General features: G+C 70.9%; 15 protein-coding genes. 6 read left to right on the top strand and 9 right to left on the bottom strand.

Going from position 1 to position 19,024, the window contains the following annotated elements:
- Positions 1–29: 29 nt before the first annotated feature.
- Positions 30–1,448: an NAD(P)/FAD-dependent oxidoreductase gene (locus tag N1028_RS16395; protein WP_259530467.1), complete on the bottom strand. Its 1,419-nt coding sequence runs from the start codon at positions 1,446–1,448 to the stop codon at positions 30–32.
- A gap of 230 nt (positions 1,449–1,678) precedes the next feature.
- Between N1028_RS16395 and N1028_RS16400 the strand changes: the two genes are divergently transcribed.
- Positions 1,679–3,406 carry a long-chain-fatty-acid--CoA ligase gene (locus N1028_RS16400; protein ID WP_259530468.1) on the top strand — a complete coding sequence of 576 codons (1,728 nt, stop codon included), beginning with the start codon at positions 1,679–1,681 and terminating at the stop codon, positions 3,404–3,406.
- A 59-nt stretch (positions 3,407–3,465) separates the two neighbouring features.
- Complete coding sequence (locus tag N1028_RS16405) at positions 3,466–4,404, top strand: NADP-dependent oxidoreductase (protein ID WP_259530469.1); 939 nt, start codon at positions 3,466–3,468, stop codon at positions 4,402–4,404.
- A gap of 114 nt (positions 4,405–4,518) precedes the next feature.
- Here N1028_RS16405 and N1028_RS16410 read toward each other — a convergent pair whose 3' ends face one another.
- The gene (locus N1028_RS16410; protein WP_259530470.1) at positions 4,519–6,321 is read right to left on the bottom strand and encodes an AMP-binding protein; all 1,803 of its coding nucleotides are present in this window, start codon (positions 6,319–6,321) and stop codon (positions 4,519–4,521) included.
- A 173-nt stretch (positions 6,322–6,494) separates the two neighbouring features.
- Between N1028_RS16410 and N1028_RS16415 the strand changes: the two genes are divergently transcribed.
- Together N1028_RS16415 and N1028_RS16420 are read left to right on the top strand one after the other, a co-directional pair.
- A complete protein-coding gene (locus N1028_RS16415) occupies positions 6,495–7,277 on the top strand; it encodes a glucose 1-dehydrogenase (RefSeq protein WP_259530471.1) in 783 nt (260 codons plus the stop codon).
- 79 nt (positions 7,278–7,356) lie between these two features.
- Positions 7,357–7,521, top strand: coding sequence for a hypothetical protein (locus N1028_RS16420; RefSeq protein WP_259530472.1), 165 nt, complete (start codon positions 7,357–7,359; stop codon positions 7,519–7,521).
- Positions 7,522–7,630: 109 nt separating this feature from the next.
- Here N1028_RS16420 and N1028_RS16425 read toward each other — a convergent pair whose 3' ends face one another.
- The 7 genes from N1028_RS16425 to N1028_RS16455 form a co-directional block, all read right to left on the bottom strand.
- On the bottom strand, positions 7,631–8,374 hold the full coding sequence (locus tag N1028_RS16425; protein WP_259530473.1) for a histidine phosphatase family protein: 744 nt from the start codon (positions 8,372–8,374) through the stop codon (positions 7,631–7,633).
- Positions 8,371–8,637, bottom strand: coding sequence for an HPr family phosphocarrier protein (locus N1028_RS16430; protein ID WP_259530474.1), 267 nt, complete (start codon positions 8,635–8,637; stop codon positions 8,371–8,373). The genes N1028_RS16425 and N1028_RS16430 overlap by 4 nt, the downstream gene beginning before the upstream one ends.
- Positions 8,638–8,670: 33 nt before the next feature.
- Positions 8,671–9,516: a PRD domain-containing protein gene (locus N1028_RS16435; protein WP_259530475.1), complete on the bottom strand. Its 846-nt coding sequence runs from the start codon at positions 9,514–9,516 to the stop codon at positions 8,671–8,673.
- A gap of 38 nt (positions 9,517–9,554) precedes the next feature.
- On the bottom strand, positions 9,555–11,027 hold the full coding sequence (locus N1028_RS16440; protein WP_259530476.1) for a family 1 glycosylhydrolase: 1,473 nt from the start codon (positions 11,025–11,027) through the stop codon (positions 9,555–9,557).
- The gene (locus tag N1028_RS16445; RefSeq protein WP_259530477.1) at positions 11,014–12,969 is read right to left on the bottom strand and encodes a beta-glucoside-specific PTS transporter subunit IIABC; all 1,956 of its coding nucleotides are present in this window, start codon (positions 12,967–12,969) and stop codon (positions 11,014–11,016) included. The genes N1028_RS16440 and N1028_RS16445 overlap by 14 nt, the downstream gene beginning before the upstream one ends.
- 188 nt (positions 12,970–13,157) lie before the next feature.
- The gene (locus tag N1028_RS16450) at positions 13,158–14,105 is read right to left on the bottom strand and encodes an NAD(P)H-hydrate dehydratase (RefSeq protein WP_259530478.1); all 948 of its coding nucleotides are present in this window, start codon (positions 14,103–14,105) and stop codon (positions 13,158–13,160) included.
- The gene (locus N1028_RS16455; RefSeq protein ID WP_259530479.1) at positions 14,080–14,877 is read right to left on the bottom strand and encodes a histidine phosphatase family protein; all 798 of its coding nucleotides are present in this window, start codon (positions 14,875–14,877) and stop codon (positions 14,080–14,082) included. The genes N1028_RS16450 and N1028_RS16455 overlap by 26 nt, the downstream gene beginning before the upstream one ends.
- 123 nt (positions 14,878–15,000) lie before the next feature.
- Between N1028_RS16455 and N1028_RS16460 the strand changes: the two genes are divergently transcribed.
- Positions 15,001–16,245, top strand: a complete 1,245-nt coding sequence (locus tag N1028_RS16460; RefSeq protein ID WP_259530480.1) for a multidrug effflux MFS transporter — start codon at positions 15,001–15,003, stop codon at positions 16,243–16,245.
- 62 nt (positions 16,246–16,307) lie between these two features.
- Entirely contained in the window at positions 16,308–18,971 is a 2,664-nt protein-coding gene (locus N1028_RS16465; RefSeq protein WP_259530481.1) for an ATP-dependent Clp protease ATP-binding subunit, read from the top strand.
- Positions 18,972–19,024 lie beyond the last annotated feature (53 nt).

Here is a 19,024-nt window from a genome sequence, read left to right on the forward strand (position 1 = left end):
GGATGCACCTGCGACGAAAAAGTTCTGCGCTAGGAGTCGAACCCGATCCCGAAGGCGTCGGCCGCGCGGATGAGCAGGCCGTCCCGCCCGCCGTTCGCGTCCGACCGCGCGATGGCCCGGCGCATGACGGTGATGGCTGGGGTCGCGAGCGGCTCGGGCGGGATCGGGATGGGCTTCGACCGCACGAGCTCGAGCTCGGTGAGCTCGGTCGAGCGCCCGCTGAGGAGGTCGAGCACGACCTTCGCGCCGAAGCGGGTCGCCCCCACGCCGAGCCCCGTGTAGCCCGCGCTGTAGGCCACGCGCCCGCCGAACGCCGTGCCGTAGTAGGCCACGAACCGCGTGCACATGTCGATCATCCCGCCCCACGCATGCGTGAACCTCACGTCGAGCTGTGGGAAGGTCGTGAAGAAGTGGTCGGCGAGCGTCTCGAACGTCTCGGGCCGCTGGTCGTAGGCGGGGCGGATGCGGCCACCCGGGTGGTAGACGGCGTCGTAGCCGCCGAAGAGGATCCGGTCGTCGGCGCTCTTGCGGTAATAGTGGAACTGGCGCGAGGAGTCAGTGATGCCGAACCGGTCGGTCCAGCCGATCGACTCGAGCTGCTCCGCGGAGAGCGGTTCGGTCATGAGCACGTAGTCGTAGACGGGCACCGTGTAGAGGCGGCTGCGCTTCACGAGCGACGGGAAGCCGTTCGTGGCGAGCACGACGTGGGTGGCGAAGACCTCGCCGCCCGGCGTCTCGACCTTCACGCCTCCGGGCGACTTCGCGAGGGAGGTGGCGCGGGTGCGCTCGAAGATTTTCACCCCGAGGGCCAGGCACGCCGCCTTCAGGCCCCAGGCGAGCTTCGCGGGATGGATGAGCGCGTTGCCGTGCATCTCGAGGCGCCCGGCGCGGTAGGCCGGCGAGTCGACGAGGGCGCGGAGGGCGTCGCCCTCGTAGAAGCCCTCGGGCCCCCCGGCCCGCAGCTCCTCGACCTGGTGCGGTTCGGTCGCCACGGTGAGCGTGCCGGTGGGCTCGTACTCCGCATCGATGCCGTGGCGCTCGAGAGTGGCCACGAACTCCTCCACGTTCTCGTCGGCGAGGCGGTGCAGCTCGTCGAGCTCGCCGCCGAAGTGCCGCTCGCCGTTCTCCTCGCCGTGGGTGAGGCTCGACTCGAAGAAACCGCCGTTGCGGCCGCTCGCCGCCCAGGCGATCTCGGCGGCCTCGATCAGCACGACCGAGCGCGCGGGGTCGGCCTCCTTCGCCATGAGCGCGGCCCACAGCCCCGAGTAGCCACCGCCCACCACGAGGAGATCGGCGGCGTGGGCACCCTTCAATGGCGGTTCCGTCGCCGGCCGATCAGGGCTGTCGAGCCAGAACGGCGTCGACGACGCGCCCTCGAGCGAACGGCGGATGCGCTCCGCCGGGTTCCGGCGCTCGTGGCTGTAGGTGGGTGGCACCGGTGCGGTCATGGTTCCCCTGTCGCCGTGGCTTCGGTCTGTGCGGCCTGTGCGGCCTGTTGTCTGTGCGGTCTGCGGTCTGTGGTCTGTGCGGTCTGCGGGTCTGCAGGTCCGGCATCCACTCTGCCACCTCCGTAGGGCCGGGGGCGCGCCGGTTGCACACAGGGGGCCGGCCGGCGTCGGCTCTGCACAGATCCCTGATCATTCCGCCGGCTGAATGCGCGGCCGGGCAGGATGGGAGCATGACCACCCCCGAGCAGAGCCCCTACGCCGACCGACCGTGGCTCGCCGCCTATGCAGAGGGCGTGCCCCATGAGATCGACGAGCCGCACGAGACGCTGCCCGAGATGATCGCGGCGAGCGTCAAGCGCTACGACAAGGCGACCGCCCTGGAGTTCTTCGGTGCCACCACGAGCTACCGCGAGCTCGGCGAGCAGATCGAGCGCGCCGCCGAGGGCCTGCGCCGGCTCGGCGTGGGCCACGGCGATCGGGTGGCGATCGTGCTGCCCAACTGTCCGCAGCACGTCGTGGCGTTCTACGCGGCGCTCCGGCTCGGCGCCATCGTGATCGAGCACAACCCGCTCTACACGGCCCGCGAGCTCCGGCACCAGTTCGAAGACCACGGCGCGCAGGTCGCGATCGTCTGGGACAAGGCGTTCGACACCGTGGCGGAGTTCCCCTCCGACGTGGCGCTCGAGCACATCGTGAGCGTCGACATCACGACCGCGCTGCCGCTCGGCAAGCGGATGGCCCTCCGGCTGCCGATCCCCAAGGCGCGCACGGCGCGGGCGCAGCTCACGAGCACACCGCGGGCACGGCATCCGCTCACCTGGGAGAAGCTGCTCGACCACCGGCGGCTCTCGCGGAGAGTCGCCGCTCCCACCCTCGACGACATCGCGCTGCTGCAGTACACGAGCGGCACCACCGGATCGCCGAAGGGTGCCATCCTCACCCACGCCAACCTGCGGGCCAACGCCATGCAGGGGCGCGCCTGGGTGCCGGGGCTCCGTGAGGGCGGCGGCCGAGGCGGCGCGCAGGAGACGTTCTACGGCGTGCTCCCCCTCTTCCACGCCTACGGCATGACGCTGTGCCTCACGTTCGCCATGAGCATCGGCGCCAAGCTCGTGCTCTTCCCCAAGTTCGATCTGGGGCTCGTCACCGACGCGGCGCGCACGAGCCCGCCCACGTTCCTGCCCGCGGTGCCGCCCATCTACGACCAGCTGGCGCGAGCGGCTTCCCAGGGCGACATCGACCTCTCGACCGTGCGGTTCGCCATCTCGGGCGCGATGAGCCTGCCCGTGGCCACGGTCACGCGTTGGGAGGAGGCGACGGGCGGCCTCCTCGTGGAGGGCTACGGCATGACCGAGACGTCGCCCGTGGCGCTCGGCAACCCGATCGGGCCCTCCCGGCGACCGGGCACGGTGGGGGTGCCGTTCCCGAGCACCGAGATCCGCGTGGTCGATCCCGACGACCCGGCGGTCGACCGGCCGTTCGGCGAGGCCGGCGAGCTGCTCATCCGGGGGCCGCAGGTGTTCCAGGGCTACTGGGGCCGGCCGGGCGACACGGCGGCGGCGCTGCTCGACGGCGGGTGGCTCCGCACGGGCGACATCGCGTCGGTCTCGGCCGACGGGTTCGTGACGATCGTCGACCGACTGAAGGAGCTCATCATCACGGGCGGCTTCAACGTGTCGCCGAGCGAGGTGGAGGATGCGCTCGCGTCGCACCCCGATGTCGAGGCGGCCGCCGTGGTGGCGCTGCCGCGGGCATCCGGGGGTGAAGACGTGGCGGCGGCCGTGGTGCTGAAGACCGGCGCCGCGCTCGACGTCGAGGCGCTCCGTGACCACTGCCGCACGCGTCTCGCGGCGTACAAGGTGCCGCGGCGCATCGTGGCGGTCGACGACCTCCCGCGCTCCCTCATCGGCAAGGTCCTCCGTAAGCAGGTTCGCGAGCGCCTCCTCGCCGACCTCTGAGCGGAGCGCAGTCCGTCGCACCGCCCCGCGCCGGGCGCGCGCGGCGTAGCGTGGTGGGCATGGCCAGACAGTGGATCGCACGCGACTTCGGAGACCTCGACGTGTTCGAGGAGGTGGAGGTCGACGTGCCGGCGCCCGGGCCAGGTGAGGTCACGATCGAGGTGCGGGCCGCCGGCATGAACCCCGCCGACTTCAAGCACGTTGCCGCCGGCACCGACCGCAGCCTGCTGCCCGTGGCGGTCGGCTACGAGATCGCCGGGGTCATCTCCGCCGTGGGGCCGGGCACCGAGATCGCGTCGGGCGGGGGTGCCGTCGGCGACGAGGTGCTCGCGTTCCGCATCAAGGGCGGTTATTCGTCCGCCCGCACCGTCCCGGCGAAGGACGTCTTCGCCAAGCCTGCGAACGTGCCCTTCGAGCAGGCCGCCAACCTCCTGCTCGCCGGAGCGACCGCCGCCGAGATGCTCGACGTGACCGCCGTGAAGGCGGGCGACACCGTGCTCGTGCACGGCGCATCCGGATCGGTGGGGGTCAGCATCCTGCAGCAGGTGCGCCTCATCGGCGGCGTGCGGGTGATCGGCACGGCGAGCGAGCAGAACGCCGACGTCGTGCGCGGGTTCGGCGGGGAGCCCGTTGCCTACGGCGAAGGGCTGGAGGCGCGCGTGCGGGAGCTCGCTCCCGAGGGCATCGCCGCGGCGCTCGATTGCGTGGGGACCGACGAGGCCGTCGACGTCTCGCTGGCGCTCGTGCCCGACCGCGACCACATCGTCACGATCGCCGCCTTCGGCCGCGCGAAGGAGACCGGCATCCGGGCCATCGCGGGCGCCATGCCTGCGAGCGCCGTGTTCCGCGACGCCGTGCGACAGCACCTGATCGACCTCGCCGGCCGCGGCGACCTCGTGGTGCCGATCGCGCGCACGTACGCGCTCGACGACGCCCGCGCCGCCCTCGACGAGCTGGCGGGCCAGCACCCGGGTGGCAAGCTCGCGCTCATCCCCTGACCTGGCGCCGCGCCGCGCCGCGCCGCGAGTGCTCGATAGGCGGACTTCGCCGATCCTCCTGACCTCCGAGCTGCATGAACGCCCGGTAGCACGCAGACGTGGCGAAGTCCGCCGTCAGGCGCGGTCGCGGTCCCGCAGGCGGTCGTCGCGGTACTCGTCGCAGGTCTCGGTGCCTGCCGCGATACGCTCCTCGCGCTGGCGCAGCTCCACCCGGCGGATCTTGCCCGAGATCGTCTTCGGCAGCTCGAAGAACTCCACCCGCCGCACCCGCTGGAACGGAGCGAGCGCCTCCCGGGCGAACAGCAGGATCGACTCCGCCGTCGCCGCATCCGGAGCATGACCGGCCGCGAGCGCGATGTACGCCTTCGGCACGGCCAGCCGCAGGTCGTCCGGTGCCGGCACGATCGCCGCCTCCACCACCGCCGGGTGCTCGATCAGCACGCTCTCGAGCTCGAACGGGCTGATCTTGTAGTCGGAGGCCTTGAAGACGTCGTCGGTGCGGCCGATGTAGGTGAGGTACCCATCGGCGTCACGCGACGCGAGGTCGCCCGTGTGGAAGCGCCCGCCGACGGTCGCCTCGGCGTTCCGCTCCTCATCGGCCACGTAGCCCGTCATCAGGTTGAGCGGTCGCGATCCCGAGAGCTCCAGGCAGATCTCGCCCTCGTCGGTGTGCTCCCCCGTGAGCGGATCGACGAGCACCACGGGGCAGCCAGGCAACGGCCGCCCCATCGACCCGTCCTTGATCGGCTGCCCGGGCGAGTTCGCCACGATCGCGGTCATCTCGGTCTGGCCGTAGCCGTCGCGGATGTCGATCCCCCACTGACGCCGCACCTGCCCGATCACCTCGGGGTTCAGCGGCTCGCCGGCCGAGACGAGTTCTCGCAGCACCCCGCACCCCTCACCCGCCGTGAGGTCGCTCTGGATGAGCATCCGCCACACCGTCGGCGGCGCGCAGAAGGAGGTGATGCCCTCGGTGCGGAGGGTCGTGAGCATCCGCTCGGGGTCGAACCGGGTGTAGTTCGACACGAAGATGGTGGCCTCGGCGATCCACGGCGCGAAGAAGCAGCTCCAGGCGTGCTTCGCCCACCCCGGCGAGCTGATGGCGAGGTGCACGTCGCCCGGGCGGAGCCCCAGCCAGTACATCGTGCTGAGATGCCCCACCGGGTACGACACCTGGGTGTGCTCCACGAGCTTGGGCTTCGACGTGGTGCCCGACGTGAAGTAGTGCAGCAGCGGGTCCCCGGGCGCGGTGCCGGGATGCCCCAGCGGCCCCACCTCCTTCTCGAAGGCTTCCTCATAGACCGCCCACTCCCGACCTTCCCTCGAGACGTCACTTCTCACGCCATCCCGGGCGTCTTCGTGTGAGAGGTGACGGCTCGGCTGAACGCGGATGCCGGTGAACGGGAGGGTGACCTGGTCGAACTTGGGGGTGTCGTCGGCCGCCGCGATCACGAAGCGCACCCGACCGCGCTCGAGGCGGTTCTGCAGCTCGTCGCCGCCGAAGGCGACGGTGGTGGGCAGGATGACCGCGCCGATCTTGATGAGCGCGAGCATCGACTCCCAGAGCTCCACCTGGTTGCCGAGCATGAGCATGACCGCGTCGCCCTTCGAGACGCCGACGTCGCGGAGCCACACTCCGAGCTGGTCGGAGCGGGTGGCCATCTCGTCGAAGGAGCGCGTGGTGCGCGATCCGTCCTCCTCCACGATCACGAGGGCGGGCGCGTCGTTGCCGCGGGCGATGGCATCGAACCAGTCGATGCCCCAGTTGAAGGCCGGGCCGATGGCGGGCCAGGCGAAGCCGGCGGCGGCCTCGACCGGATGCTCGCGGAGCCTGATCAGCCTGTCCCGCACCGAGCGGATGGCCTCGGTGGCGGGGGCGGGAGCGGGGTTCGGGGCCGTGGCGGCGGTGCCTGTCATGGATCGTGCTTCCTCGTGGCGGGTGTCTGTCGACCCTACCCGGCCGAGCCGGCGGCCCGGTCGAGCACCCGCAGCCGATCCCTCCTACGAAGCAGATACCGGTAGTTACAGGCGTAAACTGGAGGCACAGATCGCCGGGTGAACCGCACCCGACCCCGTCGAAAGGTCAGTCCGTGAACCGTTTCACCGATCGTGTCGTCCTCATCACCGGCGGAGGCTCCGGCCTCGGCCGCGCCGCCGCCGTGCGCCTCGCCGAGGAGGGCGCGACGCTCTCGCTCGTCGACGTCTCCGAGCCCGGCCTCACCGCCACCGCGGAAGCCATCGCCACCGCCGCCCCCGACGCGAAGGTGCTCACCCTCGTGGCCGACGTCTCGAAGGAGGAGGACGTCGAGCGCTACGTCTCCGAGACCCTCGCCGCCTTCGGCCGCATCGACGGCTTCTTCAACAACGCCGGCATCGAGGGCCGTCAGAACCTCACCGAGGACTTCACCTCCGCCGAGTTCGAGAAGGTCATCGCCATCAACCTCAGCGGCGTCTTCCTCGGGCTCGAGAAGGTGCTGAAGGTCATGCGCGAGCAGGGCTCCGGCATGGTCGTGAACACGGCGAGCGTCGGCGGCATCCGCGGCGTCGGCAACCAGTCCGGCTACGCTGCCGCCAAGCACGGCGTCGTCGGCCTCACCCGCAACTCCGCCGTGGAGTACGGGCAGTTCGGCATCCGCATCAACGCGATCGCCCCCGGCGCCATCTGGACCCCCATGGTCGAGAACTCGATGAAGCAGCTCGACCCGGAGAACCCGCGGGCCGCCGCCGAGCAGTTCATCCAGGCCAACCCCACCAAGCGCTACGGCGAGGCCCCCGAGATCGCCGCCGTGGTCGCGTTCCTCCTCAGCGACGACGCGAGCTACATCAACGCCGCCGTCGTCCCGATCGACGGCGGCCAGTCGTACAAGTACTGAGAGTGCCGGGCGGGCCGGGCCCCGCGCGAGTAGGTTCTGGCTCGACGGGGAGATGCCTTCCCCACGAGCAGGAGACACCATGAGCGACGAGAAGCAGCCCGGCACCGACGGCCCCAACCTGGGCGGCGACGGGACCATCCCGAACTCACGGGACGGCATCGCGCTGGGCCACGACCCCGACGGTTCGAACTTCAACCAGGAGGAGGACGCCGGCGACGCCGCCGGCGATCCCGCCGACGACTGAACCGAGGCGCAGCCCCGCCGTCCCGTTCAGAACCGCACTCGTCGCGGCAACCGACGCCTCATAGGGCCCGGATGCCGCGACGAGTGCGTTTTCGAACCAGAAAGTCGGCTCAGGGCAGCTGGAGAGCCGGAATCGAAGGCTCACCGGCGCAGGATGCGTCGAGTGCACCGACCTCCGCGACACCGGCAGACCCGACGGCCGGCAGCGACACCGTCGTGACGCCGCAGTTCGGGTAGCCGGGGGCCACGCGCGCTCCCCGCACGAGCAGCGGCACGAGCGACTGCAGCACCGCCCCGTGGGTGACCACGAGCACATCTCCCGAGCCCACGGCCAGGAGCGCCGCGACCGCACGGCGGAGCCGCTCCCGCACGTCGGCAGACGACTCGGCGAGGCCGGAGGGGTCGCTCGCCGCGATGGCGTCGAGCACGGTGTCGGGGCCGTCGGCGGTGAGCTCGTCCCAGTGCCCGTCCGCGCCGTAGGTGTAGCCGTGGGCCTCGAACAGCGGGCCCCACAGCGCGGGGTTGGGCTGGCCCTCCCAGCCGCCGAAGTTCCACTCGCGGAGATCGGGCGTGTACACGGGCTCGAGCTGCGGATGCCCCGCGAGCGCCGCGAGGGCCGTGGTGCGGGTGCGCGTGAGATCGCTCGCGAAGGCCGCCACGAGCGGCACCTCGCGGAACCGCTCCCCCAGCGCCTCGATCTGTCGGAGGCCCCGCGGCGTGAGCGGCGAGTCGCACCAGCCCTGCAGCTGGTGCCGCACGTTGAAGAGCGTCTCGGCGTGCCGCACCAGGTGCAGCCGCAGAGCCGGAGCGGAGGCGGCGGACCCGGGTGCGGGAGCGGAGGCGGGCCCCGTCACTCGGCGTCGAGGTCCGAGGCGAGCAGAGCCGCGAGCTCGTCGGCCACGCGCGCCTCCTCGTCGCCGGTCACCTCGATCGTGACCTCCTCGCCCTGCGCGATGCCGAGCGACATCACGCTGAGCAGGCTCGCCGCGTTGATCGCCTTCTCCTTCGCGGTGAGCTGCACGGCGTGGCCGGAACCGGCGGCCGCCTTCACGAAGAGTGCGGCGGGGCGGGCGTGGAGGCCGGTGCGGGATCCGATGGTGACGGTGCGGGTGGTCATGGTCGTCCTTTGGTTAGGGGTGGATGGGGAGGCTCACGCGTCGAGCACGCGCGCGATGTGCAGCGCGAGGAACGCGATCTCCTCGTTCGGCAGCCGCTCGCCGTACTCCTGCTCGACGAGCGTGCGCACGCGCTCCGCCGCCGCGACGGCCGCCGGGTACCGCGCACTGAGGCTCGTGAAGAGGAAGTCGTCGGGGCTCGTGGCGAGCTTGCCGTCGAAGAAGCGCCTCGCGAAGTACTGCAGGTGCGCCACGAACCGGGCCCCGTGCAGATCGTTCCCCTCAGGATCGGAGCCGTGCAGCTGCACACCCGTGGAGTGCGTCACGATCGAGGCCACCTGGCTCACGAGCGTCACGATCCTGAGCGAGTCGACCCCGGCGTTGCCGGCGTCGGCGTTCACGAGGTGGAAGGCGATGTTCGCCCCCTCCTCCTCGGGCAGCTCGACGCCGAGCCGGGACTGCAGCAGTGAGACCCCGCGCACGCCGATGGCGTACTGCCGCGGGTAGATCGCGCGCACCTCCCAGGCGAGCCGGTTCACGGTCACGAGCCCCTTGCGCTGCCGCTCCACGGCGAACCCCAGGTGGTCGGTGAGCGAGAGGTAGATGTGCGGGTCGAGCTCGAGGCCCTCCGCCGAGGCCAGGGCCACGATCGAACGGGTGACCTCCACGATCTCGCCCGGGATCTGCGTGAGCAGCTCCACGAGGTTCTGCTGGTCGCTGTCGGGCAGCGACACGAACACCTGGTTGGCGTCATCCGGAGCCACGATCTCGCCGGGCTTCCGGCCGTAGCCGATGCCCTTGCCGAGCACCACGAGCTCGGAGCCGTTCTCGTCGACCGCGAGCACGACGCTCGAGTTGAGCACCTTCTTGATCGTCTGCACGGGCACCTCCTCTCGCGTGTCGACTCGGACAGCGACGCTCACGACAGGTCGGCTCCGTTGGAGGCTATGACCTTCTGGTACCAGAAGAACGAGTCCTTCCGCCGACGCTCCAGTGTGCCATTCCCCAGGTCGTCCATGTCGACGTGGATGAAGCCGTAGCGCTTGGTGATCTGCGACGTCGAGGCGCTGATGAAGTCGATCGGCGACCAGCTCGTGTAGCCGAGCAGGTCCACCCCCTCGTCGACGGCGCGGATCATCTCCTCGAAGTGCGCGCGGAAGTAGTCGATCCGGTACGGGTCGTGGATGCGGCCATCGGGCGTGACCTCGTCGCGCATGCCGAGCCCGTTCTCCACGATGAAGAGGGGCTTGTTGTAGCGGTCGTAGAGGTCGATCAGCGAGATCCGCAGCCCGACGGGGTCGATCTGCCAGCCCCACTCGCTCGAGGGCAGGAACGGGTTCTTGACACCCAGGATCGTGTTGCCCGGCGTGCGCTCGGCATCCGGGTTCACCGACTCGGTCATCGACATGTAGTAGCTGAACGAGATGTAGTCGACGGGGTGCGCGGCGAGCAGCTCGGCGTCGCCCTCCTCGAACGGGATCGTGACGCCCTGTCGCGCGAGCAGGTTGAGCGCGAGCCGTGGGTAGGCGCCGTCGGCCTGCACGTCGGTGCAGAGGTAGAGCAGGCGCTCCTTCTCCTGGGTGGCGGCCACGTCGTCGGGGTGGCAGGTGTTCGGGTAGGTGGTCAGCATGGTGAGCATGCAGCCCATCTGCGACTCCGGGAACATCTCGTGCAGGAGCTTCGTGGCCGCCGCCGACGCCACGAACTGGTGGTGGAGCGCGGTGTAGCAGGCCTGCTCCAGGCCGCTCTCGCCGTTCGCGAGCGGGGGCACCTTCTCTTCGATGATGCCGCCCGAGGTGAAGGGGTGGCGGATGATGCCGTCGATCTCGTTGAAGCTCAGCCAGTAGGTGACGAGGTGGCCGAAGCGCTCGAAGCAGGTGCGCACGAAGCGCTCGAAGAGGGGCAGGATGCCGCGGTCGACCCAGGCGTTGTTCTTCAGCGCGAGGTGCAGCGGCGGGTCGTAGTGCGCGAGGGTCACGAGCGGCTCGATGCCGAGGCGTCGCATCTCCTCGAAGAGCCCCAGGTAGAAGGCGATGCCCTCCTCGTTGGGCTCGAGTTCCTCGCCCGTGGGGTAGAGGCGCGTCCAGGCGATCGAGACCCGGAGCACCGTGAAGCCCATCTCGGCGAACAGCGCGAGATCCTCGGGGTAGCGGTGGTAGAAGTCGATGCCACGGCGCTTCGGGTAGTAGGTCAGCTCGTCCGGGTCGGCCAGGGCGGCACGGATGCTCTCCACGGTGTTCACGTGGTGGATCGCGTACTGCTTCGGGTCGGCGCCCGGCTTGAAGGTGTTGACGTCGGTGACCGCGGGGCCGCGGCCGCCCTCCTTCCAGGCGCCTTCGGCTTGGTTGGCGGCGAGTGCGCCGCCCCAGAGGAATCCGTCAGGCAGTGCCACCGGTGAGCTCCTTCTCCGTGATCGTGGCGAACGGTTCGCCGGTCGTGATGTCTCCCGCGGCCGGCACCTCGACCGTGAACCGGTCGGAGTTGGTGACGACGACGGGGGTGGTGAGGTCGTAGCCGGCGTCGCGGATGGCGTCGAGGTCGGCCTCGATCACGAGCTGGCCCGCCTCCACGCGGTCGCCCTGGGCGACGTGCACGGTGAAGGGCGCTCCGGCGAGCTTGACGGTGTCGATGCCGACGTGCACGAGCACCTCGACCCCCTCGTCGGAGGTGATGCCGATGGCGTGCTTCGAGTCGAGCAGCGAGGTGACGGTGCCGGCGAGCGGGGCACGCACGCTGCCCGAGACGGGGAGGATCGCGGCGCCGTCGCCGAGCACACCGCCGGAGAACACCGGGTCGGCCACGTCGGCGAGGGGCACGACGGTGCCGGTGAGGGGTGACACGAGGCGGATGGCGTGTGCCTGGCCGCGCGGCGCATCCGTCGACGATGTCGACTCGTTCGTCGAGGCGATGGCGGTGGCGGCAGCGGCCGCCGCAGCGGCCTCGTCGCGCTCGCCCTTCAGCGAAGGCGACGTGGCGTCGTTCCAGAACACGATCGAGAGCACGAACGCCACGGCCAGCGCGATGAGCGCACCGATCACGGCGTTGACGAGGTTCCACGGGTTGGCGGCGTCGACGAACATCGTGATGCTCGCAAGGCCCGGGCCCACGACCGCGAACGAGGTCACGAAGGTGAGGCCGAGGTAGGCGCCACCCGCGAACGCTCCGGCCATGACCGAGAGAAGCACCTTGCGGTTCTGCAGGGTGACGCCGTAGATGGCGGGCTCGGTGATGCCGAACAGCGCCGAGATGCCGGCCGAGACGGCCGTGGAGCGGAGCCGGGTGCTCTTCGTGCGGATGGCGACGGCGAACATGGCGCCGGACTCGGCGATGTTGTGGGCGAGCGAGGCCACGAGGTAGAACGACTCCCGGCCGTTCTGCGCCATGGTGGCGATGGTCGGCGGGATGAACGCCTTGTGCATGCCCACCGAGATGATGAGCGGGAGGATGGCGGCGAGCACGGCCACCGCGACCCAGCCGAGCGTGTTGTAGAGGCCGATCATGGCGGCGGTGAGCAGCGATCCGAGCCAGTAGCCCACGGGTCCGAGCACGAGGATGAGCAGGGGCGCCACGATGATGTAGCACATCAGCGGGGTGAAGAACACGCGGATCGGACCGGGAGAGACCTTGTTGAAGAAGCGCTCGAGCGGCCACAGCGCGAGCACCGCGAGGATCGAGGGGAAGACCTGCGAGTTGTAGTTCACGACCTGCACGGGGATGCCGAACAAGGCGACGCCGCCCTCCTGGTTGACCAGGGTCGTGAAGTTCGCGAACATCAGCACCGCCACGACGCCGAGGGCGAGCGGACGGTTGACGTTGAGCTTCTTGGCCGTCGTGTAGGCCACGAGGAGCGGCAGGAAGGCGAAGACGGCATCCGGAATGGCCGAGAGCAGCAGGTAGGACTCGCTGTCGGTGGGCAGCCAGCCGAGGGCGCCCGCGCCGACGAGCAGCGACTTGAAGATTCCGGCACCGGCGATGGCGGGGATGAGCGGGGTGAAGACGCTCACGATGAAGTCCATGAATACGCTGCCGGCTCGCTTCCAGCTGAGCGGCTTGCGGGGGCCTGCCGGGGCATCCGCCGCGCCGCCTCTGCCGCCGCGCTCCTTCTCGACCGCGTTGTAGACGTTCACGACGTCGTTGCCGATCACCACCTGGGTCTGCGATCCGCTGCGCACGGCGCTGATGACGCCGGTGAGGGACTTCAGGGTGTCGAGGTCGGCCTTGCCGTCGTCGACGAGGGTGAAGCGGAGGCGGGTGCTGCAGTGGGTGAGGCCGGCGACGTTCTGGCTGCCGCCGACTCCGTCGAGGATGGCTTTCGCCTCGTCCTGTCGCGTCATGGGTGGGTCCTTCCTTGGATCCGGGTGCTCGGGCGTCATCGCGCCGGGGTGGTGCGGGCGTGCATCCGGGCACAAAAAAAGGACCCGAAGGCGCTCGCTCTCGCGATTGCGTTCGGATCCTGCCTGCGTGACCAGTTACATGTCCTGGAAGGGAAAATAGCACACGTTCCTGGGACGCCTCAAACTCTTCAGCCGATCTCGACGAGCACGCGGGGAAGCTCCTGCAGGAGCTCGCGGGCGAGGAAGCCGAGTGGGCCGACGTCGACCGCGAGCCGGTCGCCTGCGGCGGCATGGGCGTGGGTGGCCCAGACCGCGGCCTGCTCGGGCGAAGCGCCGCGTGCGCAGAGGCCCGCGATCGCGCCGGCGAGCACGTCGCCACTGCCCGACGTGCCGAGGCCGCCGTGGCCGGTGCCGATCTGCCACGACCGGCCGTCCGGATGCGCGATGAAGCCCTGGCACGACACGACCGCCCCGTAGCCGCGCGCCACCTCGAGCGCGAGCGCGGCGGGATCGTCGCCCCCATCACCCTCGTCGTGTGCCTCGTCATCGTTCAGGCCGTCACGGAGGAGGCCGGCCTCACCCGTGTTCGGGGTGAGCACGAGGCGACCGGCGAACGCGTCGCCCACGGCCGACTGCGGCAGCACGCCGAGGGCGTAGGCGTCGAGCACCACCACGGTCTCCTCCCCCACGAGCCCCGGCAGCAGGTCGAGCAGGCGGCGGGCCTGGTCGGCGTCGTCGAGGCCGGGGCCCACGAGCACCGCGTCGGCGTTGCCGAGGTCGTCGGCGGCGGCCTCGATCGAGGTGCCGTCGATGTGGAGCAGTCCACCCTGCTCCGTCTCGGCGAGGGCCACGACGCCGCTCTCGGGCAGCGCCACCGAAGCGGCCACAGCCACCCCTTCCGCGATCGCCACCGTGAGTCGTCCGGCGCCCACGCGGAGCGCCGCCTCGGCGGCGAGCAGCGCGGCGCCGGGCGAGCGCCGGTCGCCGCCCACCACCACGACCTGCCCCCGGTCGTACTTCGACGAACCGGGACCGGGCAGCGACCACTCGCGCAGCAGCAGGAGCGTCACCGCCTCAGCGTGCGGTCGCGCGGAGGCCTCCGTGGCGTCGTCAGCGGGCGGGTTCTGCGGACTCATCGGTGTCTCCTCCGTGTCGTGTGGCCTCGACGTCGAGGCGGTCGAGGTGCCCGTGATGGGCGAATTCGGCGAGCTGCCAGTCGGCGGCAGACGTCGGCGATGCTGCGCCATCGGCGCGCACGAGCCGCGTGATCGAGGCGTTGACCACCACGTTCTCGCGTGCGAAGCCGAGCAGCTCCTCCTCGCTCCAGCCGAGGCACACGAAGAGGAACAGCATCACGACGGCGTCGTGCGCCACCACGAGCAGCGGGCCGCTCTGCGCTGACGGAGCGGAGTCCTCGGCATCACGCAGGAACGAGCGGATGCGCAGCGCGACATCCGCCCACGACTCTCCTCCCGGCGGCCGATAGTAGAACTTGCCGAGCCACCGCCGCCGCTCGGCCTCCTCGGGATGCAGCGCCTGCACCCCGGCCGCCGTGAGCAGGTCGAGTATGCCGAGCTCGCGATCCCGCAGCCGCTCGTCGACCCGCACCGGCACCGCCGCTTCCATCCCAGCCTCGGCGCCGGCTCCGGCGCCGGCGAGCGCGATGGCCGTCGTCTCCCGGGCGCGGCGGTAGGGCGAGCTCCACACCACCGGCGAGCGCCCGGACGCGTTCTCGCCCAGCCAGACCCCGAGCGCCCCCGCCTGCTCGCGACCCGTCGGGCTCAGCGGCACGTCGGCGTCACGCCACTCCACGACGATCCGTTCCTCCCCCGCGCGCTGCGCCTCGGTCGCGACGACGTTCGCCTCGCTCTCCCCGTGCCTCACCAGCCAGATCTCGGATGCGCCCATCCGCTCACGCTATTCCGGTCCCGGGCAGTTGCCACCCCCCTCCGGGCGGCCGGTCTGGTCACCGTGGGCTCGCTGCTGCGGGTCGCCGATATAGTTATCGCGTTATAACCATTTGAGGAGACCATGCAGAAGCCGGCCCCGTCGACATCCGCGTCCGCGTCCACGGCCCGGGACGGGCGTGCGGGCATCACCCCAGGCCTCCTCGTCGTGCTCGCCCTGCTCTCGGCGATCGCGCCGATCGGCACCGACCTCTACCTGCCCGCCTTCACGCAGATGACGGGTGACCTGGATGCCAGCGCCACCGAGGTGCAGCTCTCGCTCACGGCGTTCCTCCTCGGCGTGGCGGGCGGCCAGCTCGTCTTCGGCCCCCTCTCGGACCGCTTCGGCCGGTTCCGGCCACTCCTCATCGGCTCCGTCATCTGCGTGGTCGCGAGCGCCGCCGCGGCCCTCGCCCCCACCATCGGCGTCCTCGTCGTCGCGCGCCTCGTGCAGGGCATGGCGGGGGCGGCCGGCATGGTGATCGGCCGCGCGATGGTCTCCGACCTCGCCTCCGGCCGGGCCGCCGCCCGAGCCTTCAGCCTCATGATGATCGTGGGCGGGGTGGCACCCGTGCTGGCCCCGTTCATCGGGAGCCTCCTCACCGACGTCGTCCGCTGGCGCGGGATCCTGTGGGTGGTCACGGGGCTCGCCGTCGTCATGCTCGTGGCCGTCGTCGTGGTGGTGCGCGAGACCCACACCGGGCGACGCCCGCTCGACCGGTCGGCCGGCGTGGGAAAGCGGGCGCTCCTCTCCCGCACCTATCTCGGCAACCTGCTCGCCTTCGGCTTCGGGTTCTCGGTCATGATGGCCTACATCTCGGCGTCGCCGTTCGTCTACCAGGTGATGGTGGGCATGACTCCGCTGCAGTACGGCCTGAGCTTCGGCGTCAACGCCGTGGGACTCGTGGGCATGAGCGCCATCTCGGCCCGCCTCACCTCCCGCTTCGCGCCGCGGCGCCTGCTCGGCACGGGGCTGACCCTCGTGCTCGCGGCGACCGTCGTTCTCCTCACCCTCGTGCTGACCGGCGCTCCCGCCGCCCTGCTGCCGATCCCGATCTTCGTCGCGGTGGCGAGCCTCGGGCTCGTGATGGGCAATGCCACGGCGGGTGCACTGTCCGCCGTTCCGCACATCGCGGGCCTCGGATCGGCCGTCCTCGGCGCGCTGCAGTTCGGTCTCGCCGCTCTCGTCTCACCGCTCGTGAGCCTCGGCGGTGAGGCGAGCGCCCTGCCGCTCGCGATCGTGATGTGCAGCTCGGCCGTGATCGCCGTCACCGCCTTCCTCGTGGCCGGTCCGCGACGAGGATCGCTCACAGCGATCTCCCGGGAATAACCTCGCCTCCCCGGCGTTGAACTTGAGCGTAAGGCACTCAAGTTTTCAAACCAGGAGGTTTCGTGCCCGAGAACTTCACCCCAGACGGCGCCCAGGAGAACGGCGGCAACTCGTTCGACGAGTTCCTCGCCCGCTACCTCGAGGGCGAGCAGCGCGCGGCACGGGCCGGGCGCTCCATCGACCTCAGCAAGCTCATCAGCCGCCGCACGCAGGAGCTGCTCGCCGAGGCCGGCCAGTATGCCATCGGCCGCGGCCACCGCGAGCTCGACGCCCTGCACATCCTGCGCACGATCGCGCCCCAGCAGCCGGCCTCCGACGCCATCCGCGGCGTGGGCGCCGACCCGGCGGCCATCGTGCGTGCCGCCGAGTCGCGCCTTCCCGCGCAGAGCGGCGACCCGGTCACGGCCCCGGCTCTCACCCAGAGCGCTCAGCGCGCGCTGTTCCACGCCTACCAGGTGGCACGCGCATCGGGATCGACCTACATCGACCCCGAGCACCTCTTCTTCGCGCTCGTCATCAACCAGGACTCCCCCGCCGGCCAGGTGCTGGCCCAGGCCGGCGTGACCCCGGATGCGCTGCAGGAGGGCCTGCGCCAGAACCTCGGTGCGTCCTCCGGCGCGGCCGGACTCGGTGACCCCGCCGCACAGGCGGCCGCCGCATCCGGAGCGTCGGACGACGCCTCGGCCACCCCCACCCTCGACAAGTTCGGCACCGACCTCACCGCCCTCGCGGCGGCCGACGAGCTCGACCCTGTCATCGGCCGAAAGGACGAGATCGAGCAGACCGTCGAGATCCTCTCGCGCCGCACCAAGAACAACCCGGTGCTCATCGGCGAGGCGGGCGTCGGCAAGACGGCCATCGTCGATGGCATCGCCCAGGCGATCGTCGACGGCGCGGTGCCCGAGCAGCTGCGCGGCAAGCGCGTGGTCTCGCTCGACCTGCCCGCGATGCTCGCGGGCACCCGGTTCCGCGGCGACTTCGAGGAGCGCCTGACCACGCTGATGGACGAGATCGCGGCTCACAAGGACGAGCTGATCGTGTTCATCGACGAGATCCACACCGTCGTCGGCGCCGGCGGTTCCGGCGAGGGCGGCATGGACGCGGGCAACATCCTGAAGCCTCGTCTGGCCCGGGGTGACCTGCACCTCGTGGGCGCCACGACCCTCAAGGAGTACCGCGGCATCGAGAAGGATCCCGCCCTCGAGCGCCGGTTCTCGCCCGTGACCGTGGGCGAGCCCTCGGCCGACGACGCCGTGCTCATCCTGCAGGGCCTCCGCCCCGCCTACGAGGAGCACCACGGCGTGAGCTACACCGATGCCGCCCTCTCGGCCGCCGTCGAGCTCTCGGCACGCTACGTGAGCGACCGCTTCCTGCCCGACAAGGCGATCGACCTCATCGACCAGGCCGGCGCGCGTCTGCGGCTCTCGCTCGGCACGGTGCCCGAAGTGGTCGACATCTCGGCGCTGCAGGCCGACCTCGCCGCCCTCGAGGGCGCGAAGAACGCGGCCGTCTCGGCCGAGCACTACGAGGAGGCCTCGCGTATCCGCGACGAGATCGAGGACATCCAGCACCAGCTCGCCGAGGCCACGTCGGTGGCCCACCGCGTGGCGTCGGAACGCGCCTCCGGAGGTGTCGACCCGCACGCGGTGGTCGATGAGGCCGAGATCGCCGCCGTCATCTCCCGGGCGACCGGCATCCCCGTGTCACGCCTCGGAGACGTCGACCGCACCCGTCTGGCCGCCCTCGAGGGCGAGCTGCACGAGCGCGTCATCGGTCAGGACGACGCCGTCACGGTGGTCGCCAAGGCCGTGCGCCGCAACCGCACGGGCATGGGCGACGCGAACCGGCCGATCGGCTCGTTCCTGTTCCTCGGCCCCACGGGCGTCGGCAAGACCGAGCTCGCGAAGTCGCTCGCGGAGTCGCTGTTCGGCGACGCCTCGGCGATGCTGCGCTTCGACATGTCGGAGTTCGGCGAGCGCCACACGGTCTCCCGCCTGGTCGGCGCCCCTCCCGGATACGTCGGCTACGACGAGGCCGGCCAGCTGACCGAGCGCGTGCGCCGCAACCCCTACTCAGTGGTGCTGTTCGACGAGATCGAGAAGGCGCACCCGGATGTCTTCAACCTGCTCCTGCAGGTGCTCGACGACGGGCGGCTCACCGACTCGCAGGGTCGCACGGTCGACTTCCGCAACACTGTCGTGATCATGACCTCGAACCTCGGTTCGGAGTTCCTGGCCTCGCGCTCAGGCGCGATGGGCTTCGTGGCCGCCGCACCCGACGGCTCCTACGACGCCACGGGCTTCGGCTCGGACAAGGCGCTGCGCGACCGCGTGATGGGCAAGCTCCGTGAGGCCATGCGGCCGGAGTTCCTCAACCGGATCGATGAGATCGTGCTGTTCCGGAAGCTCGAGAAGGCGCAGCTGCGTCAGATCGTGTCGCTGCTGCTGGGCGCCACCCGCGCCCGGCTCGGCGCGCGGGAGATCACCCTCGAGGTCACGGAGGCCGCGATCGACTGGATGGCCGACAACGGCTACGAGCCCGAGTACGGAGCGCGTCCGCTCCGCCGGGTCATCCAGCGCAACGTCGACGACCGCATCGCCGACCTGCTCGTGGCGGGCACCCTCGCCGACGGCGGCACCGTCACCCTCGACGCCCCCGCCGGCGCCCTCACGGTCACCCCGGGCACCACGCCAGCGGTGACCCCGGAGCAGCTCCTGGCCGCCTGACCCCCGCCCCCACCCAGACGCACCTGTGAGTCGCGTCGAAGTGTCCTCATTCC

Source organism: Herbiconiux oxytropis (assembly GCF_024979315.1).
Taxonomy (GTDB): domain Bacteria; phylum Actinomycetota; class Actinomycetes; order Actinomycetales; family Microbacteriaceae; genus Herbiconiux; species Herbiconiux oxytropis.